The sequence below is a fragment of the Pantoea sp. USHLN256 genome, from assembly GCF_037149875.1.
Classification (GTDB): domain Bacteria; phylum Pseudomonadota; class Gammaproteobacteria; order Enterobacterales; family Enterobacteriaceae; genus Pantoea; species Pantoea nemavictus.
Window position 1 is genome coordinate 76,248 of the sequence record NZ_JBBCQO010000008.1, and the last position, 26,515, is coordinate 102,762.

27 protein-coding genes, 1 tRNA gene and 1 pseudogene are annotated in these 26,515 nt (G+C 49.4%); 2 read left to right on the forward strand and 27 right to left on the reverse strand.

Translation table 11 applies throughout. From position 1 onward, the window contains the following. Positions 1-621: 621 nt before the first annotated feature. From WFL93_RS18280 to WFL93_RS18390, 23 genes and pseudogenes are all read right to left on the reverse strand, one after another. A complete protein-coding gene (locus WFL93_RS18280; protein WP_044612897.1) occupies positions 622-927 on the reverse strand; it encodes a hypothetical protein in 306 nt (101 codons plus the stop codon). 18 nt (positions 928-945) lie between these two features. Beyond that, entirely contained in the window at positions 946-1,248 is a 303-nt protein-coding gene (locus WFL93_RS18285; protein ID WP_032699259.1) for a TrbM/KikA/MpfK family conjugal transfer protein, read from the reverse strand. A 49-nt stretch (positions 1,249-1,297) separates the two neighbouring features. After that, on the reverse strand, positions 1,298-2,326 hold the full coding sequence (virB11, locus tag WFL93_RS18290; RefSeq protein ID WP_149367485.1) for a P-type DNA transfer ATPase VirB11: 1,029 nt from the start codon (positions 2,324-2,326) through the stop codon (positions 1,298-1,300). Beyond that, positions 2,316-3,620 carry a VirB10/TraB/TrbI family type IV secretion system protein gene (virB10, locus tag WFL93_RS18295; RefSeq protein WP_336778732.1) on the reverse strand — a complete coding sequence of 435 codons (1,305 nt, stop codon included), beginning with the start codon at positions 3,618-3,620 and terminating at the stop codon, positions 2,316-2,318. The genes virB11 and virB10 overlap by 11 nt, the downstream gene beginning before the upstream one ends. Then, positions 3,617-4,504 carry a P-type conjugative transfer protein VirB9 gene (gene virB9 / locus WFL93_RS18300; RefSeq protein ID WP_336778782.1) on the reverse strand — a complete coding sequence of 296 codons (888 nt, stop codon included), beginning with the start codon at positions 4,502-4,504 and terminating at the stop codon, positions 3,617-3,619. The genes virB10 and virB9 overlap by 4 nt, the downstream gene beginning before the upstream one ends. Next, positions 4,504-5,187: a virB8 family protein gene (locus WFL93_RS18305; RefSeq protein WP_110219581.1), complete on the reverse strand. Its 684-nt coding sequence runs from the start codon at positions 5,185-5,187 to the stop codon at positions 4,504-4,506. The genes virB9 and WFL93_RS18305 overlap by 1 nt, the downstream gene beginning before the upstream one ends. Positions 5,188-5,409: 222 nt before the next feature. Continuing rightward, the gene (locus WFL93_RS18310) at positions 5,410-6,441 is read right to left on the reverse strand and encodes a type IV secretion system protein (protein WP_336778733.1); all 1,032 of its coding nucleotides are present in this window, start codon (positions 6,439-6,441) and stop codon (positions 5,410-5,412) included. 73 nt (positions 6,442-6,514) lie between these two features. After that, positions 6,515-6,790, reverse strand: a pseudogene (locus WFL93_RS18315) (EexN family lipoprotein). Between the two features lie 10 nt (positions 6,791-6,800). Beyond that, positions 6,801-7,520 (reverse strand): type IV secretion system protein, encoded by a 720-nt coding sequence (locus WFL93_RS18320; RefSeq protein ID WP_123836800.1) that lies wholly within the window; start codon positions 7,518-7,520, stop codon positions 6,801-6,803. Between the two features lie 23 nt (positions 7,521-7,543). Continuing rightward, on the reverse strand, positions 7,544-10,291 hold the full coding sequence (locus WFL93_RS18325) for a VirB3 family type IV secretion system protein (RefSeq protein ID WP_336778734.1): 2,748 nt from the start codon (positions 10,289-10,291) through the stop codon (positions 7,544-7,546). Positions 10,292-10,302: 11 nt separating this feature from the next. After that, a complete protein-coding gene (locus tag WFL93_RS18330; protein ID WP_032699349.1) occupies positions 10,303-10,581 on the reverse strand; it encodes a TrbC/VirB2 family protein in 279 nt (92 codons plus the stop codon). Then, a complete protein-coding gene (locus WFL93_RS18335) occupies positions 10,562-11,227 on the reverse strand; it encodes a lytic transglycosylase domain-containing protein (RefSeq protein WP_079451576.1) in 666 nt (221 codons plus the stop codon). Before WFL93_RS18335 ends, WFL93_RS18330 begins: the two co-directional genes overlap by 20 nt. A gap of 77 nt (positions 11,228-11,304) precedes the next feature. Then, positions 11,305-11,526 (reverse strand): hypothetical protein, encoded by a 222-nt coding sequence (locus tag WFL93_RS18340; RefSeq protein ID WP_044613675.1) that lies wholly within the window; start codon positions 11,524-11,526, stop codon positions 11,305-11,307. 392 nt (positions 11,527-11,918) lie between these two features. Next, the gene (locus tag WFL93_RS18345; protein ID WP_336778735.1) at positions 11,919-12,128 is read right to left on the reverse strand and encodes a TraR/DksA family transcriptional regulator; all 210 of its coding nucleotides are present in this window, start codon (positions 12,126-12,128) and stop codon (positions 11,919-11,921) included. Then, positions 12,118-12,705, reverse strand: coding sequence for a DUF2857 domain-containing protein (locus WFL93_RS18350; RefSeq protein WP_336778736.1), 588 nt, complete (start codon positions 12,703-12,705; stop codon positions 12,118-12,120). Before WFL93_RS18350 ends, WFL93_RS18345 begins: the two co-directional genes overlap by 11 nt. A 14-nt stretch (positions 12,706-12,719) precedes the next feature. Beyond that, the gene (locus tag WFL93_RS18355; protein WP_009635172.1) at positions 12,720-12,914 is read right to left on the reverse strand and encodes an AlpA family transcriptional regulator; all 195 of its coding nucleotides are present in this window, start codon (positions 12,912-12,914) and stop codon (positions 12,720-12,722) included. 301 nt (positions 12,915-13,215) lie between these two features. After that, complete coding sequence (locus tag WFL93_RS18360; protein ID WP_336778737.1) at positions 13,216-13,920, reverse strand: hypothetical protein; 705 nt, start codon at positions 13,918-13,920, stop codon at positions 13,216-13,218. 164 nt (positions 13,921-14,084) lie between these two features. Beyond that, a complete protein-coding gene (locus WFL93_RS18365) occupies positions 14,085-14,582 on the reverse strand; it encodes a cupin domain-containing protein (protein ID WP_336778738.1) in 498 nt (165 codons plus the stop codon). Positions 14,583-14,606: 24 nt separating this feature from the next. Further along, complete coding sequence (locus tag WFL93_RS18370; protein ID WP_117039753.1) at positions 14,607-15,365, reverse strand: SDR family NAD(P)-dependent oxidoreductase; 759 nt, start codon at positions 15,363-15,365, stop codon at positions 14,607-14,609. A 12-nt stretch (positions 15,366-15,377) separates the two neighbouring features. After that, positions 15,378-16,550 (reverse strand): acyl-CoA dehydrogenase family protein, encoded by a 1,173-nt coding sequence (locus tag WFL93_RS18375; RefSeq protein WP_336778739.1) that lies wholly within the window; start codon positions 16,548-16,550, stop codon positions 15,378-15,380. Positions 16,551-16,610: 60 nt separating this feature from the next. After that, positions 16,611-18,053: an FAD-binding oxidoreductase gene (locus WFL93_RS18380; protein WP_336778740.1), complete on the reverse strand. Its 1,443-nt coding sequence runs from the start codon at positions 18,051-18,053 to the stop codon at positions 16,611-16,613. A gap of 3 nt (positions 18,054-18,056) precedes the next feature. Beyond that, the gene (locus WFL93_RS18385) at positions 18,057-19,166 is read right to left on the reverse strand and encodes a GNAT family N-acetyltransferase (protein ID WP_336778741.1); all 1,110 of its coding nucleotides are present in this window, start codon (positions 19,164-19,166) and stop codon (positions 18,057-18,059) included. A gap of 21 nt (positions 19,167-19,187) precedes the next feature. Continuing rightward, a complete protein-coding gene (locus WFL93_RS18390) occupies positions 19,188-20,372 on the reverse strand; it encodes an MFS transporter (protein WP_336778742.1) in 1,185 nt (394 codons plus the stop codon). A gap of 259 nt (positions 20,373-20,631) precedes the next feature. Between WFL93_RS18390 and WFL93_RS18395 the strand changes: the two genes are divergently transcribed. After that, positions 20,632-21,549, forward strand: coding sequence for a zinc-binding dehydrogenase (locus WFL93_RS18395; protein WP_336778743.1), 918 nt, complete (start codon positions 20,632-20,634; stop codon positions 21,547-21,549). A 179-nt stretch (positions 21,550-21,728) separates the two neighbouring features. Then, positions 21,729-22,610, forward strand: a complete 882-nt coding sequence (locus tag WFL93_RS18400) for a LysR family transcriptional regulator (RefSeq protein ID WP_336778744.1) — start codon at positions 21,729-21,731, stop codon at positions 22,608-22,610. Between the two features lie 191 nt (positions 22,611-22,801). Here the strand turns inward: WFL93_RS18400 and WFL93_RS18405 are convergent, their stop codons facing one another. From WFL93_RS18405 to WFL93_RS18420, 4 genes are all read right to left on the reverse strand, one after another. After that, a complete protein-coding gene (locus WFL93_RS18405; protein WP_336778745.1) occupies positions 22,802-24,064 on the reverse strand; it encodes a tyrosine-type recombinase/integrase in 1,263 nt (420 codons plus the stop codon). A 161-nt stretch (positions 24,065-24,225) separates the two neighbouring features. Next, a tRNA-Asn gene (locus WFL93_RS18410) sits at positions 24,226-24,301 on the reverse strand. A gap of 103 nt (positions 24,302-24,404) precedes the next feature. Further along, positions 24,405-25,181, reverse strand: coding sequence for a DgsA anti-repressor MtfA (gene mtfA / locus WFL93_RS18415; protein WP_180822054.1), 777 nt, complete (start codon positions 25,179-25,181; stop codon positions 24,405-24,407). A gap of 203 nt (positions 25,182-25,384) precedes the next feature. Beyond that, on the reverse strand, positions 25,385-26,059 hold the full coding sequence (locus WFL93_RS18420) for a hypothetical protein (protein ID WP_007891487.1): 675 nt from the start codon (positions 26,057-26,059) through the stop codon (positions 25,385-25,387). Between the last annotated feature and the right edge of the window lie 456 nt (positions 26,060-26,515).

Sequence of the window (26,515 nt, forward strand, 5' to 3'; positions counted from 1 at the left end):
AGCATGCTCCCCTGCACCAAACGGCGTGCGCCAGTTCATGCGGGCTGGACGCCCTTGTTGCCTGTCGCATGGGGGTAATGTCGAGGCTGAACGCCGCGCCAAAACCCCCAACGTCAACGGCGGCACACCGTCGCCCGCTACGCGCGACCACCCCCTTTAAGACGGTCGCTTTCGCCTTTTTCTTCCCTTTGCTCGTGCCTCGCAGCGGGAATAAAAGGGAAGCTGACCTTTAAAGAGGGTGGTCGCGCCACGCTACCGGCTTTTGGCCGGAGACTTAGCCGCGACGGTGTGCGGGGCTGTGCCCCCCAAATAAATCGCTGTCGTGGGCGACAGCTTTTCGCTCGCTGGGGCGGCGAAATTTATTCGGCTCCCCCCGGCCGGCAAAATCCGCGTGGGCGCGGCTGTTTGCCGGTGAGGCGCGGTGCCTGAACTATTTTCGCTCCTTAACCCGCGAAAATAATTCTGTCCGCTGCCTCATTTTTACGGCCCGCATTTCTTCACTCCTTAATTCGCGAAAAATGTGCTAGACCGTAAAAACCTGAAAACCGCCACGCCTTAAGCCTGATTCGGCTGAAATATTCTGCTGTCGTTTGAGAACTGAGAATAAAATAATAGCAGGGGTTAATATTGGTTCTCGCGGATTTCCCTGATGATGTCGGAATAACACTGACGACTTTCTTTAATGCTGGTTTCATCAAGCGTAAACCCTCGACGGTTAGCTTCTTCTGTCAGCGTTATTCTGTCGGTGCCGTTCAGCGTTTGCAGTAATTGCAATAACCGGCATATAACCCGGTAGTGATATATTTCATAATAAAGGCCGCATCCGTGCATCGACTCATTTTCAATGTGCTCAATAACACAGGCTGCGCGCATGGAATCTCCGCGCTGATGTGTCCAGGGATGCTGAATAAAACCCGGTTTCGTCATAAAGATAACCTCCGCTAATTAACCACGCATGCGGCCAAATTTATTGATAATCTGGCTGATAATGGCGGGGTCTGCCGAATCACATTCAAGTAAAAACGATTTTCTGGCATCGGCAGTATGGTCCGGCAGAAAACCGTGCCTGTTCTTTTTGACGATGTTAAAGAATGCTCGTTCGGCCGAATGGCATTCATTGCCGCCGCCGTTCCCGGTGGCTTTACCGTACATGCATAACACCACTTCACAGGCGTCAGCGGCCATGACGGAGGTGGAATATGACGCCATAGCGCTGAGTAATAATGCGGAGGATATTACTTTTTTCATTTCGGTCACCTTCACATTTAAACAAGGGTAGCGTATTTGGATATGTTATTTACTGGAGTCCTTTGCTGAATACACCTCTCATGTCATTGAGATGAAGGGGTTTAAAATAAACATCACTCATCCGGCGTATGTCACCGTGAATATCAATGCTGACTATCACATCAATGCTCTTAAGCAACTTGCGTAACAGCACGTCGAAAGGCATGTTCCGGCAGTCGGGGTTTTCATAGCAGCGGTCAATTAACCCTTCGATACATTCTTCCGGGCTGCCCGCATGCAGGGAGGTTATCAATCCCTCATGCCCTGAACCGACGATTTTCAGGGCATCCCAGGCTTCCCGACCGCGAATTTCAGCCAGTAATATCCGGTCAGGGTTCATACGATAATTGGCGCGTATCAGTCTGCCGGGCGTGATAATGGCATTATCCCCGGCGTCCGCTGGATAAAAGAGATGGACATAATTGGTGTGGTGATAGAGCCGGATTTCGGGATTATCCTCAATGGTGGTCAGCCTGAGGTGCCGGGGAATCGAGTGCAGCAGCGTTTTCATATAGGTGGTTTTACCGGACCCGGTTTCACCGACGATAAAAATCGTCTTGCCGTATTCCACCGCTTTTTCCATAAAGCGGGGAATATCCTCACTCTGATAGTAGCGGGTCAGTTCAACATCTTTGCCTTCCGTTCGCTCCCTACCGGTCACCCGGTTATAAAATCCCGCATCAATCCATGACTGATGCGTTTTCTGCCCGAATGAGGGTTTGCGCAGGGTAATAGACACGGTATTACGCTCACAGGCCGGGGGAATAATGGCCTGAATGCGCTCGCCTGATTCAAGCGTGGCGGAAAGGATCGGCGAGGTGTCGTCGATATTATCGTCCTGCCACGACGCCAGCGCTCTGGCAAAGGCGTAACACTGGCGCAGCGTAATGGGGGCTTCATGTCTTCGCCATTTCCCCCGAATTTTGGTATGCAGTTCACCCGGCCGGTTAACGGCAATTTCCGTCAGGCCGTCCTGCGCAATAAACTCACCAAACAGCTGTTTTTTCATAAAATCCAGCGACAGGTTTTCAGCGTTCATACCACCTCTTTTTCAGTCGTAGCTGCCAGACGGATGAGAAATCAATGTCGGTGCCGGTCATGATCCCGATGACATCACCCTGATTCAGGTAAAGGGTGGGCGGGATATTGATGCTGTTGTCCAGCGTCGTTTTCGCCATTTCCGCCGTGGCGGCGCGGGTGTTTACGGTGTAGTCGGTATTGCGGTCTTTCCCCGGGGCAGCATCCGACGCCGCCGCAGCCACGTCCTGCACGGTACTGAGCATCAGGGCATTGCCGAAGCGCTCCCAGAAGTGATTGTCGATCCAACCTGAGATCCCCGCCTCGCCGAGCGGGCCGCTGGCCTGCGTATCAGTTAGCGGGATTTGCAGGCTGCCGGGCTCAGGCGTACGCAGCTCCGTCCACAGCACAAACATCCTGCTGCGTCCGTGTTGCAGCGCCCCGGTGCGGTAGATGCCACGGGCGACCGTTCCCGCCGGGATCAGCGTCACATGGTTGCTGGCGCTGTAAACATCTTCACTGACCTGGCAGGAAATATGCCCCGCGACATCGGACACGAAGCGCCACATCATCGAACACGGGATATAGCGGTCCACCGGGATATAGAGATCAGGATCGAGGCCCAGCCGTCTGACGCCGGTGACACGGGCGACGCCCGGATTGTCGTTATTACCTGTTTCCGGCGAGGCAGTCTCCGGGCAGCGCAGGCGGCCATCTTTACCTCTGGTCAGTACTGACGGACAGGATGTGTACGTCGTGGATGATGACGGACTGTTGGACGTTTCTGCGTTGCTACGCATTTCACCCGGGGACGTGCGTGCATTATCACCCGGCATTGTTCGGGCGTTGTTCAGCCCGTCAGCCAGTGCGGCTGCCTTGTTCAGGGCGGGTGGGGCTGGTGGCAGGGTGGGTGCGGGAGTGACGGCTTGGCGGGCAGGGTCTGTTTCGTCCTGTGTGTGCGGCCCGAACAGGCCAAACGGGTTACTGTCCATGCCCAGATTTTGACGCTCATGCAGCGTCTTCCCGGCGGAGGTCGGCGGCGAGGTGTCGGCTTCTTTCTCATTACCCCCTTTCAATGCACTGAAAAGACGATCGCCGCCGGATGCCAGGGCGATCACCAGCGCCAGACTCAGCAGGCTGACGGTCAGCGTGCGGCGACCGGATGCCTTACGAAAACGGGTCACTTCCGGCTGGCCGGGCGGTGTTCTTTGCTCCGGCTCCTGATACGCCATTGCCGCACGGGCGCGTTCGCGGGCTTCCGCTTCCCGCTCTGCGGTAGTTTTTTCCGGCTTGTCCGGGACAGGTTTATCGGTCATCTGGCCTCCAGCGTAACGGACGGTGAAACGGTGTCGCTGCGGGTTATCGCGATGCGCCCGAACCCGTCGTTTTCGATCCCTACCACCGAGGTGCTGTAACGCAACACCAGTTGTGGCGCTGCCGGCACCACCATCACAATGTAATTACCCTGCTTAACTGTCCGGGGGGTGAGCGCCTGCTCCCGTCCGTTAACCACCCGGAAAACAGACGGCAGGGTTTTGATGGGGGAAAAACCGATATAAGCAAAACGACCATCATCCCAGGCAAAATCCGGTGCGATGGAGGCCGAACCGGCGGCGACCCGTTTGGTGTAGCGCCAGTTGCGCGGCGTGCTGGCCTGTCCGAATGCCGCCGCTATCTGCTGCTTCTCATGTCTTTCACGCTGCTGCGTCTGACGCTCGGCGCTGGCGGCGGCGGATTGCTGGCGAACCTCGGCCGGATAGTGGTAACGGATAACGAACGCCTGCGCGTGGGAATCGTGGTCCAGCACGTTCAGCTCCAGGCTGTAATCACGCTTTGAGGTCACCACGAAGAGGTTGGTCTTCCAGTCCTTTGCCGTGGGCAGGAACACCTGACTGACGTTGTTGCCGCTGGCGTCCGTCACCGGCTGGGTTATGGGGTTCGGGCTGACGCCGACCCGGTTATCACTTTTCGTGACCGTCCAGCCTTTTGGAAAACCCGCTTGTGCATCAATCACAGTTTCATCGTCGTCAAACAGCAGCGTGGTGACGTAGCCGGGACGGGTATTCACCACGGTGGCGTTCTGGCTGTTATACGATACGTTCTGCATCCGGCTGTCATAGCCGCTGCCGCGCGGGGTGGCGGCGCTCCATGTCGCGCATGACACCATTAAGCCCGTCAGGAGCAGGATGTTTTTCAGCATCATTCGCTCCTCAGTTCTTTATCGCGCTGGTAGCTGGTGACGATAAAGCCCAGCGGGTTCACTTCCCGCTGGCTGTCCGTCAGTTGCTGATGCGGGACATAGCGGTAAGTGAGGCGGATATTCCAGAAGTCCGTTTTCACTGAATTATCAGAAATACGACGGAGGGTGCGCTTAATACGCAGTGTTGCCAGGTTATCGGGTCCGGTGGCAGGTGCATGCACATTAGAAATAATGTCGATATAGACGACATATTCGGCTTTATTAAAAATAACGTCCGGAGCCTGGTCGCCGTTAAACCTGTCCAGATAATCCCGGTTCACAGTGTCGCTGTTAAATAACTGTACGTCGTCGTAATCACGCTGGAGGGAGAAGTAATTATACCCTTCGCGAAGACTGACATAGTGTGCCGCCAGTGAGTGGGCCAGTGCTTTTTCAGACGCAATATCCCGCTCTTTAAGGCGGGTCATATACTCATAACGACCGGTCTGTTTGTCCACCGACCACAATTCAATGTCAGTGGTTTTCAGCGGCAGCAGAATAATAATGGCTGCGACCGCCAGTGCAGCCAGAATCAGCCCGGCAGCGGCCACCCGCCAGGCAGTTTTGCGGGAGCGCTCTTCCTTTTCCAGCAGGATGGATTCAAAAGAGCGCGAGACATCGATGATGCGCTGAATATCAGACATGGTGAGTCAGCTCCTGAATTATGGCGGGGGAATTAACCGGCTGGGGATCGCCGGACACCGGTGGGAGGTCGCCCTGATGCTGCGCGCAGCCCGTAAGCGCGCACAGCACCAGAAGCAAGATGCTGAATTTCATGGAAGCCTCTTATCGGATAAATGCAGGAAGGCCTCACCGCTGGCAGAGGCCACGGCGTGACGGAGAAAAGAAATTAGCGGTCGGGAGGATTAACGATGACGCTGCTGATTCTGGCGTTTCATGCTTTCAATGGCGGTGGCACGTTTCTGCCAGGTGCTCACGGTTTTGCCCGCCCCTGCGGCAATGAACCTGCCGGTTGTCGCTGCTGCGGCCATGCCACCTTTGGCGGTCAGTCGGCCCCCGGTCTTTATGCCGGGTTTGGAGACGTCGGCAGATTTGCTCGCCAGCCCGCTCAGTCCGCTCATAGCTGCACCCTGTAACACGGCCTGCACGGCGGCACCGCTCAGCGCAGTGGCTATTTTCGCTGAAAAATACACCAAGACGCCTGCGGCAATCCCGGCCAGCAAACATTGCGCCGCCAGGGTCACCATATTGCTTTCTGCAGACGTTGCTGTGGCGGCATCCAGTATTTTATTCAGGTAGTTGATGGCGATCCGGACAGACAGGGCAGAGAACATGATCGTTAAGATTGCGGTAAATAGTGTTTTCAGCCAGTTATCAAACATGGGTTTAAGAAAACCGTACAGCAGGCAGAAAATAAAGAGTGGGGCGGTGGTGGTCATTAACAGAATGGTGATTTCGGCGAGCAGGTTGACAAAGGTTGCAGCCAGTAACAGAACGATTGCACCGCCCCAGACCAGCACCTCGGCAAAGCCGCCATTCATTTTAACGTAGGTAGAAGTGTCCAAATTGAACAGCGTTTGCCCCAGCGCTTGTGCCTTTTCCCACACCGTGTCGAGCAGCGCCCAGACATTATCATCGCCACTGATGCCGTCCTTAAGCCCTTCAATGGCCGCAATGATGGCATCCAGCCAGCCATCGCGGTTTAAAACAAAGGTGGTGATCAGCAACATGCGGCCCACATCCCAGACAACATCTTCAACAGGTGTCTGGAGTTTGCCGCCAAGGGTCTGATACCCGCGATACGTAATAAATAGGGTAAAGGAACTGACGATAATCACACTGATTAGGGTGCCGTAGGTAGAAGACTGACCTTCTAACACGGTATTGAATCCATCCATGATGTTTTTGTCCATACCAACAAAAATACCACCGGACATGGTGCCTCTCATTAGTCAGGAACAGACAGGGGATAAAAACAGGGAAGGACCCCTGTTTTTGTTGGTGGGGATCTTACTGAGTGACGGATTTTCTTTTTTGGGCTTCCTGCTGAAACAGTGTCTCGAATTTTTCCCTGATGCCGGGTTTGCCTGTCTAGGCAAACATGAGTGCTGCCCGGTGCGCAAACTCGCAGTTGTCGCTTGCCTCACCATCCATGAGGCATTGCGTATAGACTTTATAGGTTTCATCGGGATGTTCTTTATACCAGGCTTCTGATTTCGTCTCTTTACAACCGGATAAGACGAGAATGCCTGACATGATGCATAAGGTTAATACGGGTTTTAACATGTTAACCTCCCTATAGAGAGTTCAGATCGGCAACGGGCGCAGTTAATTGCTGTTGCTCAAAGGCTTTCTGTTTTTGCTGTTCCAGCAGCGTTGTTCGCTGTTCAGCCTGTTTGACTGACATTTCCCACTGGCTGGTCAGCGCATTTAATTGTACGCTTTTGGCCGCGATGGCGTTAGCCAGGTCCTGCGACTCTTTCGAATCCTGCGCATTAGCAATACGGTCTGATAAATCTGATATATCGCCGAGCGTGCCCGTGATCTTGTTTTCAACCTCGGACGTATTTTCTATCGCTACGGCCTGATTCAGGATCATCTGTTTGCAGCTGTCCAGATAGCGTTGTGAAGCGCTGGACGGGTTACAGGTATCGAACGTTTTATATTTGTTATACAAGCTATTAAGTTCAGACGAATATGACCCGCTTTGGTTGCTCAGCAGGTCATCCAGTGAAATACCGTGCTGACGAAGATTATCAATATCGGTTTTCAGACTTTTGGCCTCGCGGAGAAATGCCTGAACGTCACGCACGCCCGTTGCCGTGGCTAATTGCTGCTTGTAGGCATCAAGTTCACTTCTGTAATGGGTAACGGTTTCCTGCCACTGCTGGAGTTTCTGGATCCACTGATTCATGGATTCGGTATTCTGTACGGCGTCGAATACCGGTATTCCGGCGCTCATCGCCTGGGTGGAAATAAACAGTGATAATGCCAGTATGGTATCTCTGAACCGCATTTTTATTACCTCCGTCATGAATATTACAGGGCTTGTTCAAGAAAGGCGGCTTTCCAGTCATCAGGCTGCATTCCTTCCAGATACAGGGTGTCGAACAGCTTCAGGTTGTCTTCGCTGCCGCTGAGCATTTTGGTAAGTTTCCCGAGGCCCGATAAATCCATTTTCGCCATCGCCACAAAAGGCCGGGTTTCACCCGCGCGTAACGGCGTTTTCAGGACCACCATAAATCGCTCACCCGGATCGAGGTTTCTGACGATGTCGTACACGCTTTCCGGCACTTTCATCTTTTCCACGTAATCCGCCCTGCTGGCCTTCGGGTTGGCGAGAAAAATCTGCGTGCTGCACTGCTCGATAATCGCCGGGGCAATCGGGTGCTTGACGATTTCGTCAGGCGACTGCGTGGCGGGGACGAAGATGCCGTTCAGTTTGCGGATCACTTTCAGCATATTGAGCGAGAAGCGGGAGAATTCGACATCGGCCAGCCATTTCCAGAACTCGTCCATGAACATCACCAGCCGGCGACCGTCCAGCAGGCTGGTGACGCGGTAAAGCAGATAAAACGTGATGGGGCCGCGAATGTCGTCATCATCGAGAAATTCCGTACCGTCGATACCAAAATTTTCGACGTCGCTGATATTGAAGGTGTCCTCCTCATTGTCGAATACCCAGCCGAACTCGCCGCCCTGCGCCCACTGTTTAAGGCGAATACGTAGCCCGTTGATGCGGGCGTCGGGGGTTGGCGGCTCCGGCAGGACTTCCAGCAGCCGGGTGATACCGAACTTGCGGTATTCCGGCGGGTAGTCGAGCATAATGGTATCTACGGCGGCACTGATCCGCTCCTCATCGCGCGGATCGAGCGGCTTGCCGTTGCGGCCGCACAGCATGCGCACCAGTCGTTTGATAAAGCTGATATTCCGCCGGGTCGGCGCAAGCTTAAACGGGTTAAACCCGGTGGGCGTGCCGGTGCGGATACGGAAGTAGCGTCCGCCCATCTGGCGTATCGCCATCTCCGCCGCCCGGTCCTTGTCGAAATACACGGTGGTTAGCTGCTTAAGGGGGGCTGATTCAGAGAACGTCGCCGGATTGCGGTACTTCTGCATTAGTTGCTGCATCATGGTCATCAGCATCGTTTTCCCTGAGCCGGTTTTACCGATAATCGCCGTATTACCCGGCGTTTTTTCGTTGAAGTCATCCCGCCCGCTCTGGCTGTCGTGCAGGTTCAGGTAATACCCGCCACTGCCAGGGGATTTGAGTATCGCGATGGCATCGCCCCAGGGATTGCCGTTTCGTTTATGAGGATGAAAATTGTGCAGGCTCGCCAGGTCGGCAAAGTTCTGGCTGCTGACGGCCACCAGACGGGGGCGCAACGTATACACCCCCGGCAGTTGCGCCAGGTACGCGGCGGGCAGCGACAGCGTGGACAGCGTCGTCATGATGCCGAGGTCGGCGAAGGGTTGCGCCAGCGCGTTGGTGTCCTTGACCACCTGGTCGGCGCTGTCTGAAGATACCAGCAGGGAAAAGTGGTATTTTCCGCAGGAGACATGCCCGGACTGGAGCAGGTCACGCAACACAATCAGCTCTTCGCGCTGTGAAATGGCGTCGTCATCTGCCGAAGTCAGGCGCTTTTCCGCCAGGCGAATATGCTTCTGCACCTCATCGCGGGCCATGCAGGTGAAGGACTGCGTCAGCACATACTCGCTTTCGGCATACAGCAGTGCGTCCAGCAGGCCGGTCGCGGTCTCCGGCGAGTAGTCTTTGATTTCCAGACTTCGAAAAAAGCGGGAGCCGCCGACGGTCTGGCACTCGGCGGTGTCGGTGGTAAAAAAGACATCCGGCGTGCTTAACGTTTCATAAAACGCCGCAGGCGTGACCGCCACCTTTTGCCACTGGCCGGTGAGCAGACGGTGGTAAAAGGACAACTGGGCGGAATAAACCCGCCCGTTTTCTTCATACATCCCCAGCGGCGTCGTCGTATAGCGGGACAGCGTCGAAGCCAGCGCATCCCGGTGTTCCAGCATCACTTTCAGGGCATCATCCAGCGCCGCTTTGCGTTTACCGTACGGTTGCGCCTTCATGGCCTTTTTCCCCAGCGGAGAGAAGGGCGCGTAGCAGACGGTGAAAAACAGCCGGTGCCGCCAGAACGGCTTTTCGTTGATCGGCTGGTAATACCGCTGGGTCACTTCATCAGAAAAGGGAATACCTGAATTCGCGTCAAAGGCATCGTGGTATTTTTCCCGGATACGGTGAAGATAGAAAGTGACCGGCAGGCCTTCATATGAACGAATAACGTTATTGAGATGCGCCGCCATTAACGTCAGATGGTGTTCGTCCTCGCATTCAAAAATGGTGCCCTCCAGCTCCCAGCTGGCAACCAAATCACCCTGGCGGTTTCTGATGACGTACGGGTGAATATGGGAGGAATACGGAATGTATTTCTCCAGCGTAACGCGCTCGTTTAACTTCATTTTTTCAATAAACTCCGAGACGTCGACAGCGTCATAGCGATTTGCCAGCAGGGCATTGGCACCAAAATGTTTATTGGTGCCAAACCGGCCACGGGTTTTAAAGGCCAGCCAGAGCAGCCCGAAATAGTGAATATCGGTTCTGGCTTTTGCCTTCATCTCCAGCCAGGCGGGAATAAGCAGTAATACCAGGTAATAGCTGACATAAACCGCCTGCAGGACGATAGTCCCGCTGACCATCACGAACGGCACGAGGGGAATACCGGCTATGGCGGCAGGCCGCGTCAGCGCTTTGTTCAGCGTAGCCATCGTTACCTCCCTTATGACGCCCAGTAGGCACCGAAACCTGACGCACCGACGATAAGGATGGCGCCAATGATGACGTTGCGCATGTCGTGCAGGCTCTTGCCGTCAAACAAGACTTTGTATCCCACCCACATGGTGGCCAGCGTGATGGTGACGGCGGCCAGCCCGAGCAGGCCAGTGGAGGTGTTACTCAGCGTCTCATTGGCTTTATTAAATCCGCTGTCTGCTGCCAGCACCGGGCTTGCCATTAACAAGGAAGAGAGGGCGGGCCAGTCAGTCTGTTTTCGTTTCATCATTGTTCCTCCTGGGGTCGGGAATGGGTAACGCGCCGCGTATCAAGGCGTTGGGGTAGTGCAGGGATGTCAGAACTGGCGTGGCGTTATCGGTAAGCTCGCCACGCATGACGGCGGCGGGGTAACGGATTGTCGGCACGAGCTTTTCGGCGGGAAGTCGCTGCCGGTCTTCCCGCGTTGACGGCACGGCGTAGCCGATGCGCTGGATGTAGCTGGTCTGGTTAAACGCAGATTCCGGCTGTTGGCCGGTCGTGAAATTTCCTGAGTAGTAGCAACTGAGCGCACGTTTGAGGGAACCGCCGCGGCGGTAGCAGTCGGTGAGGATGTGCTCAAACACGGACAGGTTGGTACAGGGGTTAAGAAGGTCACGGGCGCTCGCGCGGTAATGACGGAAATTGGTGCTGGTGATTTGCATCAGCCCGACCGAATAGCGTCGGCCCTGTGCTGCCAACCGTCCGGTGAGGCTGACGGCCTCATCCCTGCTCGTGGGGAAATGTGAAATCACGCCTTTGCCACCGGGCAGAATTTCAGCGATGGCATACGGATTCAAACCGGATTCGACCCGCGCCACATCAAGTGCCGTAGACGGGTGAATGCTGGGGGCGCACTGCATAGCCGCCGCCAGAAATACGGTGGTGGAAAGCATGATGGCCTCGGAATGATAAACCGGGCAACGCGTACCGCCATCAGACGGCACAGGGCCGGAAAAAGGGGGAAGGGTGGTTAAACGGGATGAGTATCCTGTGTTGTGTCGCCGTCATCACGGGGCTCAAGGAGCACCAGCTTTCCGGAAACGGCAATGCCGGGTGTCAGTACCACGTTCAGTCCGGGTTTATCGTGATGGGCGAAAGCGACGCCGACTTTCGTCCACCAGGTGTTTTTTTCACCCTGTGGGTCGGGCTGACTTTCCTGGGTGACAAATACGTGATAAATGGGTTTTCGCATGACGCCTCCTCTAATAAAAACAACAATGAGTTAAATGAATGTCACATCCCAATTCTGCATTCCGGTTTTAACGGGTCAGCGAGAACATTCAGCGGCACCCTGAATTGTGGTTTCGTGACAGCCCGAAACTTATTTTTAAAGAGCAATACCCGACCCGGGGAAATTAACGTCCATTCGGGTAACTATTATGTAATGAGGTTTTCAGGATCAGATATCCGGGGCGGTATATAAACTATAAATTCAAAGTTAAAATGAGAGAGATAAATTAGTGGAGGGGGTAGGCTCTGCGAAAAATAAAAGTAAGTGAAATAGTTAATAAAGACGACTGTATATTCATAGTTAATGATAAAGACATGCAGGGGAAATATTCCTGCATGTCTTTATGACCATTATTAACGTGTTCGCCGTTCAAGTTTTTTCTGGCATTCTGTGCAGGTGGTTATGCTCGGGAGTGCCTGCCGTCGCTTTTCAGGAATGGGCTTACCGCATAGACGACAATGGAATAATGATGGCGTAGACCCTGGCTTAAAACGACTCTGTTCAATCATATCCTCCAGTCGTTGCTCATTAAATTCCTGATCGCGGTCGATCTCATCTGGCATGTGCGGCCCTCCGGTCTGACGTCTCCTGTTCACAAAGTGCGATCCGCTTCCAAACGATGGTCAGTGACAACCCTTCGACTTTCGGCAGCAGGGTTTGCGTTACCTGCATCATGGCGGCCAGCGCATCGGCCGAGTCCAGGTTGGCCACCCGGCATTGTTGCCATTGCCGCCAGATGGCCGCATCCGTCTCTTCGTTCGGCTCTGGCGTCCGGCCATAAGGCACACGGACGCCCAATAACCGGCGGCGAAGGCAAACTTCGTTGGAGGTGAGGCCAAAATATTTGTTGAGTAGCGCAATTGACCCCCCAAGCCGGATGGCATGATTGATACGCTGTTGCTGCAGAACCTCCTCACGGGATTTAGCCAGAAGCAGGCGTAATGCGTCGTGATGAACCGTCACAGCCAAAAACTGTGCAGACTCTCGACTGATGATAAACAGCTCGTCTAGTGATAATTGGTTGAGGGCATTCATTTCATCGAAAGTGAATCCTAGCGATTCGCAGTGACGAATGTTGCCCTCCTTCAATGCATGCAGGGCATCGGTTAATACGGCGTAATTCAGTGACGGGATAATCATGGTATTTTCTCCCTTCAGCCTATTGAACGGCGGACTAATTTAATATTGATCCATTCATCAATTTCCGATTCGAGCCAGGCGACACTGGCTGGGCCAATCTTGATTGAGCGAGGGAAGGTGCCGTCTTTCATATACAGATAGATTTGAGAGCGCTTCAGGCCCGTTTTTTCTTCAACCTGTTTCAGACGTAATAACTGATGAGATGTCACGGTATTCTCCTGTGGCAGATGTTGCGCTAGCCGGGAGATAACACGACAACACAAAGTCGTGGTGCGGAGAAAGTTGATGAACCCGTATTACGGAAAATCCAATCCTTAATACGGGTTTTCATAGCGAAGGGCATCATCTTACTTTTGTGTTGGTAGGGAAGGGGGCGAGCCGCGCTCAAGCGCAGTTTTGAGCGTGTCGCCACTGAATCGATCGGTGATGCCTTCCTCTGATGCCCATTGCTCAAAAATGGATAGCAACTTGTAAGGCTTTCCTATCAACGGGCTGATAGTTTCATTATTTCTACAGGCAAGCCAAAATAGTCTTGATAGAGGGGATGATATGCGTGTGGAAGAATTCGAGGGTGATTTTTTTTCCAGCCAGCCAGTTGAATAGTTTATTTAACTCAGTTTGCCTGATAACAAAACATGCATCCTTCGGTAAGTTATAAATAGGTAAATAGGCATCATTAAAGCTTAAATTCATGCTGTTTAATGAGATTCCATTGCGTAATGAAATTCTATTGTGAACTAGAAAGGTTTCCCCTGATAAGGAAACAGTGATGCCATAGTTATTGTTCCCTCTAAGTACAGGCGATGGTATTTTTAGATTGTGAGCAAGTATGCATTGTATGAGGAAATATTCATATCCAAAAAGACTTGTATCAATGACGCCATGAGCAGTATGAAAATATTCACCTTCAGTGCTGAAGGTTAAGTTACTCTCGCTAAAAAAATCGATTTCATCCAATGTAATTTTGTCGTCCGGTAAGTTATTATCTTTAGGTTTTAGCTTTAATTTATGGTTATAGGATTTTATTTTCCTCAAGGTAATTGGAGACTGAAAGTATATCGAAAGGAGGATTTTTCCCTGCAGAGCATATCGATAGATATCACTTTCTTGTATTTTCCTAATGCCGTTTTTCTTTGATGCTTTAACTGCTTCTTTGATAGTTAACCAGTCTGAGTTTACATTTTTATTCTTAAAAAAAGCGAGTCTGTCTGACATAACATATCTCCTTTTACATATCCGTGCTGATAAATGTAATGCCCTCTCAAAAGATGAATAAAGAATGACGGTTGATGAAAGGTTAGATGGTTTTTTAAGTAACACCCGTTCAGATTTATTTGTAATATAAAAATGCCGCAAAGACTTCGCGGCATTTTGGTTTCTTACAAATTTGGATTAACATCGGGGTTTTCAAAGTCTGGAACAAAAGAAAGGTATTTCCCACCAATCTTAATAGCCCGTCTGTTTGCTTCGGCATCATGAATATGTAGTGGTGGTATAACGCCCTGTTTTGCTACGATTCCTGTATCCCTAAAGAACCCTTCGAATCCAGCAGGAGAGAACATCAGTAATATCTTAATAGGTTTAATGCTGTTATTTCTAAATTGATGATAAATCCCCTTGGGAACATAAACAAAATCGCCTGGATTGGCATGGAAAATAATTTCTCCGGCTCTTACTGTTAATTGTCCATCTAGTACATAAAAAATCTCATCAGCGTCTTCATGAAGATGCCAAATCGGCCCCCCACCTGGACCCACAAATCCCTGGATAATAGAAATATTTCCCCCGGTGTTTTCTTTATCCAGCTTTATAGTATAAGTGTCGTTATTTAACCAAAGCGGAACACCTTCATTGTCTCTAATAATAAATGGCTGCATGATCTATACCTCAGAAATAATAATTTAAAGAGAATGGCCACCATCGATAACTATTCGTGAACCCACTAAGTAGTCAGACTGGCCTGAGCAGGACCAAATAATGGCTTCAGCGATCTCTTTAACATCACCAATACGCCCAATGGGGATCAAATCGCGCCATCTTTTGTCACGGTCTGCCGCCGATTCGCCTGGAAGTTGGGTCATTTCGGTGGCCAATGGGCCAGGGTTTATAGAGAAAACCCGCACGCCGTGCGTGATAGCCTCTTTTGCCGAGACGCGGGTCAATGCATCGACGGCAGCCTTTGAGGCGGTGTAGGCCGCCGTGCCCGGAATATTCAGCCCGATAGACATATTTGATGAAATATTAACGATAGTCCCGGCCCGGTTTTCTTTCATCGACTGAAGTTCGCGCTTCAGACTTTCAAACAAACCAATGACATTAGTAGTGAATACGTGATTAAAGTCTTCACTGGAGGTTTCATCGACAAAACCAAAAGAAAATACTCCGGCGTTATTAACGGCAATATCAAGAGTGCCGACTTTATTTTTTATTTCATCAAACAGGTTATCTATTGATTGATTATTATTTACGTCGAAAGGAATAACCCATGATTTGCCAGGCGTCTCGGAGATCGCTTGTGCCGTTTCTTCGAGTTTCTGCGTATTTCGACCTGCAAGAATAACGGTTCCGCCAAGTCGTGAAAATGCCAAGGCTATTTCTCTGCCAAGTCCACTGCCTGCGCCGGTTACAAGAATTTTCTTTTGCGAAAAAATACCACTCATCGGTTCTCTTCCTTATATAAAGTAATCTTCGACTTTGCCACCAAGGAGAATATCGCCGCACACCTGCAGGACTTTTTCCTGCGCGACAGCGTGCTGGCAAATGGTGTTGATATCACGTAATGCGCGGTCAAAAGGTGTTTCATGGGTGTAGATAGAACCCCCACCCTGAAGGTCATACAAGCTTGAAACGATGGTTCGTGCGGTTTGAAAGGCATTTCTTCGACTCAAAGCTGACTGCACGCGCCAATGAGTAATATCGTCATGAGCGGCATCGGCTTCGAGCGCCTGCCATAATGTACTTACGCTGGTGAGCACCGCGTTTCTGGTGATAAATAACTGATTCTCTGCGTTAGCCACCGCCGTCTGTACGCGCTTTGAGTTTCGCCATTTCACATCATTGATTCTGTCTGTGCGGTCGTCGGCGACGTCGTAGATATAGTCCAGACAGGCTCTCGCAAGCCCCAGCGGGATACCGGCCATTTTGCGTAAAATTGCATCCGGCGTTTTGTGCAGTGGCCCTTGACGTTTTGGTGCCGAGAAATTGAACGCGTGCTGTTCGGGAATGAACAATTCTTGCGTGGAGTAGTCCTGACTGCCGCTTCCCCGCAGGCCGGTGGTGAACCAGGTATCGGAAAAAAGGTAGTCGGCAGGACGCGCCAACATGACTCGCCAAAGGGGCTTGCCGTTATCATCCAGTATAAGATTGCCGTTACGGTAGAGGAAGCAACCTGCCGAGATGACATCGCCATGAGGCGATCCGCTGGCAAAACGCCATTTGCCAGTGACCATGTAGCCGCCATCAACTATCTCGGCTTTTCCCTGCGGGTGTATCCAACCCGCCACGGCCAGATTGGCGTGTGGAAAGATCTCTTTGGCGCTTTTTTCTTCCAAGAAACCTGAATAAATACCTGAGTCACAACCGATCATGGCGCACCAGGCGGTAGCCGTATCGCCCCGGGCGAGTTCTTCCAGCACAAGGATTTGCTCAATCGACGTCAGTCCGGCACCGCCCCATGATTGCGGGAAACACATTCCAAATATCCCAATGCCACGCAGCCTTTCAATAATATTGAGTGGTATCCTGCGATGCTCTTCTATTTCACGAGCGGAGTTACGTAATTCGCCGCGTAAATCTCTTAAATTAACTAATATATTGCTAAATGAATTTGCTTCATGAGTTATCATGGACATGCCTCAATAAATGAACCTATATAATTAAATCTTAAAATTACATATTGGTTATTATTAATAACTATATCGCCCGGATGCGAAAATTCCCTTTGGATCTAAAGTTTTTTGCAAACTTCTGATGATTTCACCTTCACGAAGCGTTCTGGCATTACGACTATTGGCGAGAGGATGTTCGACGTCCAAACGATAAGGATAAAAACCTGAAGCACTAAATTTATCATGAAGAAGTTTAAGAGCCTGATGAGCTTTACTTATTTCCTCTTCCACGCGTTCAAAACGAATTGATACGACGAGATCAATAATTTGATCACTCAGCGTATTAATTGTGGCGCCGCAGCGCACGCCAGTAGACTCGAAGATATCGTCAAAATGTAGATAAGCCTGTTTAATAGCCTGACCGCTAAAAGGAAGCAGAGGCAAGAAAAATATCCAGCCTTTGCCTTCGGCATCTATTTCAGTCGGTGTAGTACCGAGCGTCTTCTTCAGAAGGATATCATGATATTTAGTATCCCCTTGATAGGCAGCGGCTACTAAGTTGGCGACGATATCATCCTGATAAGGATTCGTAGAGCTGTCGCTCCAGACCAAAGAGATGAATTTCTCACCAGCTTTTGCAAACTCGGTTTCTAGCGCGATGGAAAGTGCCGAAACCACTGAGGCTGCTCCAGAAATGGGCAGGTGAACGAGAAATTCGCCCTTATTTGCCCCATACGTCAGTGTTGAGGTTTCATCATAAATCTTAAGTACTCCGTGAATTAACCCTTGTGCTGACCAGTGCTGGAATGTATTGATAGCGTACTCTAAGTTTTCGGGGGAAAAGGAAATATAGGCGACGCGAGATTTTTCTGGTCGATTAAGTAGTCGTACAACGCCACCGGTTATAATTCCGAGATTCGATTGGGTGAAAAATTGTACCAGTGAAGGGCCAATCCCATGGGAGTATAGTGCACTTTGTTTTCCCTGTTCCGGCCACCAACCCACTCGGTGTAATGTTCCGTTGGCGAGAACAATCTCTAGGCCGAGAAGGTCTTCTGTACGTTGGTGCCTCAACCCGACGCCCCGGTCAAGAGCATTACCTAAAAAACTCGTTTCTGCAGATGAGGCCGTGACATTAATAAAACGATTAGTATTAAGTAATTTTCGCGATAATGTTCCCTGCGTCACGCCTGGCTCAATGACAGCGTAACCCTCTGCGATATTAATCTCGCGAATTTTATTTAGTCCGTTGAGCTTTAACTGCACGGTGTTATCTGATGGAGGTTTTGTTGAACCTAACCCCCAATTGAATCCAGTTGAGTAGGGATAAAGCGCTGTTTCTCCATCATATTGATCTGCCAGCTGAACAATGCGAATTACTTGTTCAATACTGGAAACATCCACCCGGCCAGAAACAGATGGGGAAGTATATTCGCCAACATCATTCGGTGTATTTACATAGGCGACGACGTTTCTATGATCTAAATGCTCTTCAAGAAATGAGATAAAACTTTCGCTCATTTTTCAATCCCCTATTTTGCGATAGCTAACGTTCGGGTTAAGAAAGAAATAGTGCATCTCATTACTGTATGAACCATCGTGGTTTTTTAATCTCCCCGGACGCACACCCTCAAATTTAAACCCTCCCTTTTGCGCGACTCTTTCTGACGCGATATTGCCTTCTTTGACACCAAGTTCTAAACGGACATAGCCAGCTTCGTTAAAGGCCCATTTTTTCAGAAGATTCAGAGCCCTTACGGCATAGCCCAAACCACGATATTCCGGCAATATCCCGTAACCAACATCACCTACATGAGGTGGTACAACATTGCGGATAACAATTTTTCCTACAGCATTACCAGTTGAGCATTCTATAATAGTTAGTAATATATTAGGGCCTACGGCTGAATTAAGCCCGCAACGCCTAATTTTTTGTTTTATTTCATCAAGTGATGCTGTTTCGAATAAACCCCACTTCGATGATTCAGGATTTGATTGCTCTAACCATATACAAAATGTGTCTTTTGGTTCAGCTAAACGTAGTGCAATTTTTTCATCGCGATAAATATTACTATCCACTGCAGGAAATAATAGGCTTTTTTCCGTATTTGTTTGATTCTTCAATAATGAAAATACTGCAAATTCCTCTAGCTCTGAATTTGAATTAAATTTTTGTGAAATACCTTCAAAAGTGTACCCGCTCAATATAAGGCTATTAATGATTTTATGATGATCAATCAAAATGTGAGTCTCAACTCTCAGTGTCTTATATTTATCAAATAAAAGAATTGAAAGTTTACGGAATAGTCCGGTTTTTATTTTTTCCCCTAATGGCGTATGAATGTTAATGTTTAGAATTATGCTGCTGTCATCATTTTCTGATGGCCGCAGGAAAATGTCTCCTATATGCTCCGGCTTGCATTTTCGTATAACAAATATTTTATGTGTGAATGATTTTTTATTGGGCGTGTCATCTGATAACCTTGCCTCGCAGCTTTGGTCGATAATTTTATCACTCTCGCTGTGGTAAATGATTGGGATCCCATGCTTGTATTTGTTTTCGGGAGATAAATGCGATTCCGGAATAGTTTGAATGTTATTTTCATAGCCTAATGAATTAATTTCACTGTTCATGGTCTATTCCTATTGGTACAGTCAGATATTTGTCTGAGGATTAACAGCAGGCGTATCGTAACGGTTGTTTCTCAAAACAGGGAGTAGGGTGACAATTGCCAATCCAGCTAAAAAAATACCGATGAGAGTTGGTGCACGGTAGCCATAACCTTGGTCGATTGCATAGCCACCGGCCCATGAACCAATAACTACTCCAAGACAAATAATGGAGGTATGCATAGTGTTAATTAATGAAGTATTAGGTGCTGCTTTAAACACGCGTGAGGACATGGCAGGAGTGAGAGTAATACCAGTAAGTCCTAAAATCATTACAGATATCAGCACTAATATTTTATTTTCGTAGAAGGTATAAAGCCCAAACAGTGCAAGTACTAGCACGACGCTTCCGGTGAAAACAACTTTAATCGGCGATTTATCTGCTAGTCGACCTACAAGAAAGTTACCAATTACCGTGAATACACCGTAAGCGAAAAGAATAGCCGGGATATATGGAGTATCGAAACCGACAGTGTTTTCAAAATAGGGAACGAAGTAACTGAATGTCGCGAATGTAGCAGCAATAATAAAGAAACTTGTAATAAAAGCCCCCCAGATTGATCTGTTTATAATTGAACCAAATTCAGCCTTAATACTACCCTTAACCTCCGCCTTGAATTTAGGAACAATCAGTATAATACCTATTCCAGCTAAAGATGTAAGGACAATAATTAATGCGAAGGAAACTCTCCAGCCATAATACTGGTCAAGTATTGCTGATAGTGGCAGTCCCGCCACCGTCGCTATCATCATCCCGCCCAATACGATGGAGGCTGCAACGCCAAAGCGTTCCGGTGGAACCATTTTTGCCGCTGTCAACAGCGCAAAACCGAAGAAGGCTGCCGAAGATAATCCGGTCGCAAACCTCGCTACTGCTAAAAGATCATAAGTTGCAGAAACGGTTGCGACTACTTGGGCGACAAGAAATATGCCAGTAATAGTCAATAATGCTGCTTTATTGCTAAGTTTAACTAAAAATGTAGCAAGCAAGGGACCACCGAAAACCATACCTAATGAATAAATGGTAATTAAATATCCAACTTTAGGAATGGAAACACCTAAATCAGATGACATGGATGTGATTAATCCTGCGACCATGTATTCAGATGTTGTCATGGCAAATAGAGTAAAACCTAAAACATATATTGCCGCTGGAAGTGGTTTATTCATAAAAATTCACTCAATGTGATTAACAGTAATGAAACTAATACCCTCGATCATCAGTTTTTGTAAACAGAATATGAATCATAATTGTTATGATATTTTTCACCAATATAATCTGCTAGTTTATCGAGTTGTCGTGTTAGGTTAGGAGGTTAAGATATCGAATTTAGGTAATTAAATAGTCATCGGCTTATCTTAAAAATAGATAATGTTATTTATTTAATTGATTTTTCTGAATGTGTAAATATCGAAAAGGAAAATAACAATGAGTGAATACGTGCAAGCAATTGTGAAATCAGATACTGGTGGTTTTAGATTTACCGATGTACAGCGGCCAGTCAGAAGGACGGAAAGTGATATTTTAATCAGAGTGTCCAATATATCACTTAATCGGGGAGAATTAGACTTTCCCTGGGAATCGGATAAGCCTGCCGGATGGGATGCATTTGGTATTGTGAGCGAGACCAGCACCGACGGTCAGGGACCAAAAATTGGGGAGCGGGTATTAACATGGAGTTTTTCGGGTGCCTGGAGCCAATATCGCGTTGTCGATCGTGCCAATGTCGCTATCGTGCCAGAGAGTGTATCAGCAGCGGTTGCAGCAGCGTTGCCGGTGGCAGGATTAACGGCGCTGCGTTCTCTGCGATCCCTTCATTTGCAGCCGGGCCAGTCTCTGGCCGTTACCGGTGCAACGGGCGGAGTCGGGCATTTGTTGGTTCAGTTGGCAATGCATGCCGGTATTAAAGTTTCGGCGGTGGTGCACAGCCAGCGTGGATTCGATTGGCTGCAAGCCAGCGACATTAAACCCAACGAGGTACTATTGGCTAAAGAATACCCTTTTGAGGGAACCTTTGATGCACTGGTCGATACCGTCGGTGGCGATTTACTGGCTCATCTATTAGACAATGTTGTCCCTAATGGCACAGTTCTCATTCTGGGCGTTGCCTCGGGACAGGTGGCGAGCATAGACACCACAATTTTGGTATCACGAGGAATCGATCTGATTTCTTATAAGGATTATTCCCCGGCCGGAGAAGATTTAAACACCTTGCTCACTCTCGTTGACGAGAAGATCATTAAAGTATACGCGGATAATATTGGTAGTTGGGATAAAGTCATTAAACAGGATTTCATGCATCTTCTCGCTCCAGGCAAAGTCACGCTCAACGTACCTCAGGACTAAGCTCAACTAGTACATAGTCCTCTATGCTGTCGCCACGCAAGGATATTGCAATAATTGTGGCGACATAGCGTTATCTTTTAACTAATAACACATTGATATTTAACTTCTGTCAGTTTTTTTTGTATCTTGATACCTCCACGAGGCATAGATGTTCGTGTAAGAGATGTAAGAGAAGACTTATGGATTTAAACGCGCTTAAAATCTTTATTAAGGTAGGGGAAACGCAGAGTTTTACCAAAGCTGCGCAGGCATTGGGCCTCACCCAATCAGGGGTCTCACGTGCAATTACCAGGCTTGAGCTCGACCTTCGTGTTACCTTGCTTAACCGCAATACCCACTCTGTAAGTCTGACTACCGATGGCGTTTTTTTATATGAATCCTCAAAAAGCCTGATTCATGAAATGGATGAGGTTGGGCATTCGATTACCGGCAGAACGGTATTCCCTGAAGGCGAACTAAAAATAACGACACCTTCTGCCTATGGCCGATTGGTAATTATTCCTATGCTCAAAGAGATTCTGGACAGATATCCGGCATTAACAATTGACGCGGTTATGACTGACCGATTGGTTGATTTGGTGGAAGAAGGCTTTGACGCGGCGATTAGAATTGGCAGCGTACAGGACTCACGGCTTATCGCCAGAACTATTAAGCATTTACGTTTTGTCACCGTTGCGTCACCGGAATATTTAAACAGCCACGGAATTCCAAAAGAGCCAGCGGAACTGGTACAGCATAACTGTCTGGCTGTTAAAGCACATAGAACTGGGCGTAGCACAAAGTGGTTTTATTCTATAGCGGGAGAACAGCAGGCTTTTGATATTAAGGGTAATCTGGTCGTCGATACTGCGGATGTACTGTTAGAAGCGGCACTCAGCGGGATGGGAGTTGTTCAAATAATGGACTTTGCGGTCGGTAAATATCTGGAAAACGGTAAACTTGTCGAGCTACTACAAGAATACTCCGAGGCTTCGATTCCGCTTTCATTAATTTATGCAAAATCGCGCCATCGTTCGCCTAAAATCAGTACATTGCTGGCGGCGTTAGGAATAAATACTTGACCCCCAACACAGATGCAATTGTGCTTGATTTGTGAGGGGCCAAATTCAATATCCTGCTCAATTCTGTAACTAAAAACCAAGCTTTGTATGAAGCTGATGGTGTTTTAAGTATATATGCGAAGTATTTAGTCTTAAACGGGGCTCATTAGCTGAGCCCTTTTTCAATCTTATCAATCGGTATATACCGTAGTTCAGACTTTGGACTGCTGATGGCCCAAAATATAGGATGGCACGAATTCCTCTCTGCACCTGTCCAGATAATCTGACCACCACTGCATCATCGCCTTGCGGGCTTCCAGATGCTCCGCCTTGTGGATGTAGGCTGCCCGAACGCTATTGCGCTCCTGATGGCTCATCTGACGCTCAACTGCATCCTGTGACCAGAGACCTGATTCTATCAGGGCACTACAGGCCATTGCCCGGAATCCGTGGCCGCAGACATCCTCTTTAGTATTATATTCCATCAGCCGCAGCGCCTTATTAACCGTATTTTCACTCATTGGTCTGGATGGATTATGGATGCTGGGGAACAGTAACTCCTGATCACCGGAGATTTCTCTTATCTGCTTCAGTATGTCGATGGTCTGTTGTGACAGCGGCACAATGTGCGGCGTGCGCATTTTCGCCCCCCTGCTGGAATAGCGGACGCCTGGGAGCGGTTCTCGTGTGGCGGGGATCGTCCAGATTTTATTTGTGAAACTTATCTCCGTCCAGCGGGCAAACCGCAGTTCGCTGGAGCGAATAAAGACATGCAGGGTAAGAGAAACAGCCAGCCGGGTTAATTCCCGTCCCTGATGATAGCCATCAATGCGACTCAACAATTCGGGTAGTCGTTCAAGGGGAAGGGCGGGGTAGTGTCGTTTAACCGGTGCTGCGATGATACCTTCGAGATTCGATGCTGGATTGCTCTCAATCATCCCCTGCTGCACCGCATGCCGCATGATGTTGCACATATGCTGCCGGGTACGTGCTGCGACTTCCAGCAGACCTTTTTGCTCAATGCCTTTCAGCAGGTCGATAAAGTGACGAGGTTTCAGTTCAGCTACTGGCAAGTGTCCAATCACAGGAAATATATGATTGTTCATGCTGGCAAGCAGACGGGAGGCGTGGTTCTCAGACCATGTTCTGTTGCTTTTATGCCAGCTCAATGCAACGTGCTTAAATGTTATTTCCGGTGAGCGGGCAGCTTTCTCTACGATACGTTGTTGTGATGGATTGATATTCTGCGTTAGCAGCTTGCGTATACCATCACGTTGCTGACGAGCGTAAGCCAGAGAAACATCGGGATAGGCACCTAAGCCGAGGCGAGATTCTTTACCATTGATACGATATTTGAGATACCAGAGACGTGAACCGCCTGGATTGACTAAAAGGTACAGTCCATGAGAATCAGAAACTTTGAAGGGTTTTGCGGATGGTTTTAAGCTACGGATTTTAGCGTCGTTCAGAGACATATGGTGGTCACTCCATAATCGAACTGAAATGACCCCAAATCAGACCACCAATCTTGCCCGATGCGGAGGGGGAAATGAAAATGCATCGGGAAGACTTTTCACGCTAACTTATTGAATCTAAATCACATAAGGATTCGCAAAGAGGCATGAAAACAAGAATTTGGCTCCTCTGACTGGACTCGAACCAGTGACATACGGATTAACAGTCCGCCGTTCTACCGACTGAACTACAGAGGAATCGTGTGAACGAGGCGAATATTAATGGCGCCTCGTGGCGGTGTCAACAGCTTAAAACACATTTATATTCAACTGGCTAGCATTAGTACAAAGCGATCGCGATTTAAGCAGGTTTTGCTGTCAGTAACGCCAGGCGCGCCAGCGGATCCTGGCGATAGAACTGCTGCAGATGGCGATACATCACCGGGAAACGGTTAGCCAGTAAATCCGGTGCGCTGAAAAAATATTCCGACAGCACGGCAAAGCACTCTGCCGCATCGCTCGCGGCGTAGGGATCGATAGTGGCTGCCTGTTCACCCACTAACTCCACTTCAGCCTCAATCTCTGCCATCGCGTGCTGCAGGTCCTTTTCCCAGTTGGCGACATCGCGCAATGGCATTACCGGAATACCGCTGGTGTAGCCGCTGCCGCGCGCATCAAGTTTGTGTGCCACTTCATGGATCACCAGATTGAAGCCGGAGAGGTCGAAAGAGTCCTGAATATCTAGCGCATTCAGCACTACCGGGCCTTGCGTCCAGCTCTGTCCGGCATGAACTGCCGGCGCGTGATGGACCAGGCCGTTATCATCTTCCCAGCGGTCATCAACGTTGAATGGCTCGGGATAGATCAGCACTTCATGGAAACCGTCGAGCCACTCAATGCCAAGCTTTAATACCGGCAGGCAAAACAGCAGCGCCAAACGCGCCAGCAGCAGTTCATTAAGTTGCAGGTCCTGAAGGGGAGAGATTTTTTTCTGCTGCAGGAAGCGCTGAGCCAGCGCAGTGAGAGCGGATTGTTCTTCCTGGTCGAGCAGGGAAAAGATCGGCTGCGCCAGCGCCTGTTGCCAGGGTAGCGCCAGTAATGACGTCTCTATTTGCGCGTGCCACGGCCATTTGAACATTGCGTCACTCACTCTTTGGCTGAAAACAGTATCCTGGCGCAGCGCAGTAGAAAGTGCCAGCGCGGAATCAAAGCCGGTTATTCAACCAGTTAGTAGGGGATTTGTCTGTGATTGACGTGGCAAAGCGGAAAAGTAATGGCGAGGAAATAAAAAGGTCGTCATGAATGACGACCTTACGAGTACGGGCGTGGCAGCGATTCGCGTTAGCGTTCAACACGCTGGAACGCAATCACCCATACCCACGGGTTCACTTCCCAACTGGTGGCGCCGTACTGTTTCTGCCACGCTTTGCGATAGGCTTCTTTTGGCGATTCGGAATTCATATTCATCGTAAAGAAGTTATTCAGGAAGTGCGTATCGGTCTGCACGCCTTCCGCCATAATGTCATCTTCACTGATATCCTGAATCTTCTCGGCACGTACCGAGGTTATTTGCAGATCGATGCGGCTAGCCCAACGCGGCATATGAATGGCGGTTTGCCAGCCAAACTGCTCGGCATTTTGCAAATTCTCATCCAGTTGCCCCAGCTCGTTGCTGTCGGCGCGATACTGGCAAAATGCCGGGCTGCGGAACGGCAGCGGATCGCGTTCATACTCAGCCAATAACGCTTCCGGAACGATCGGGCCGCGCCAGGTTTCACGCACCCATAAACCATCGCCAGCCTGACCAAACGGACAGTGCGAGCTGACATCGGTCATCGACATTAATTTATAGCCGTGCAGATGATTAGCGCTGACGTCAAAGGCATGCACGCCTTCGTGATGATCCTGACCCGGGCCAAAGGCCTGAGTTTTCATAATGCGCCGGGTCTGTGTCTGCTGGCCAACCAGCAGGGCGCGCACCCGCTGTTCGGAAAAAAGAATCGGCCGTTCTTTCATTGCATACCTCTTATTGTGTCACAAACCCGAAAACTGCGAAGAATCCCCTCGCATCCGTAGATGTGAGCGTTAGCATAATGGGTTTGAATCAGTTTGCTTAATAATTTGTCGCCTTAGTATCAGGCTATTCTTGCAATTTTAGGTTTTAAAAATGGTTCATAAGCAAAATGTGTGCTGAAAAGGACTTCTAAAGGTTCAGAAGCCAGAATTTTTCCAGATACAGTACGTTATAAAGCCCATAATGGGAACCTTTTCAGATTATGTCGCGTTGATCTGCCCTACCAAGAGCGGATAAATCAGCACATTTAACTAGAATAAATGGCCTAAGCGAAATTTGTACACAATCGAAATACATTACTCCTGTTAAACAGAGTTATTTAACTTAAACGGCAGTAAGGAAATGCCTAAATCGCTGCGCATGCTAGGCAACAGCTATTAACAGCGCTATAACAAGAT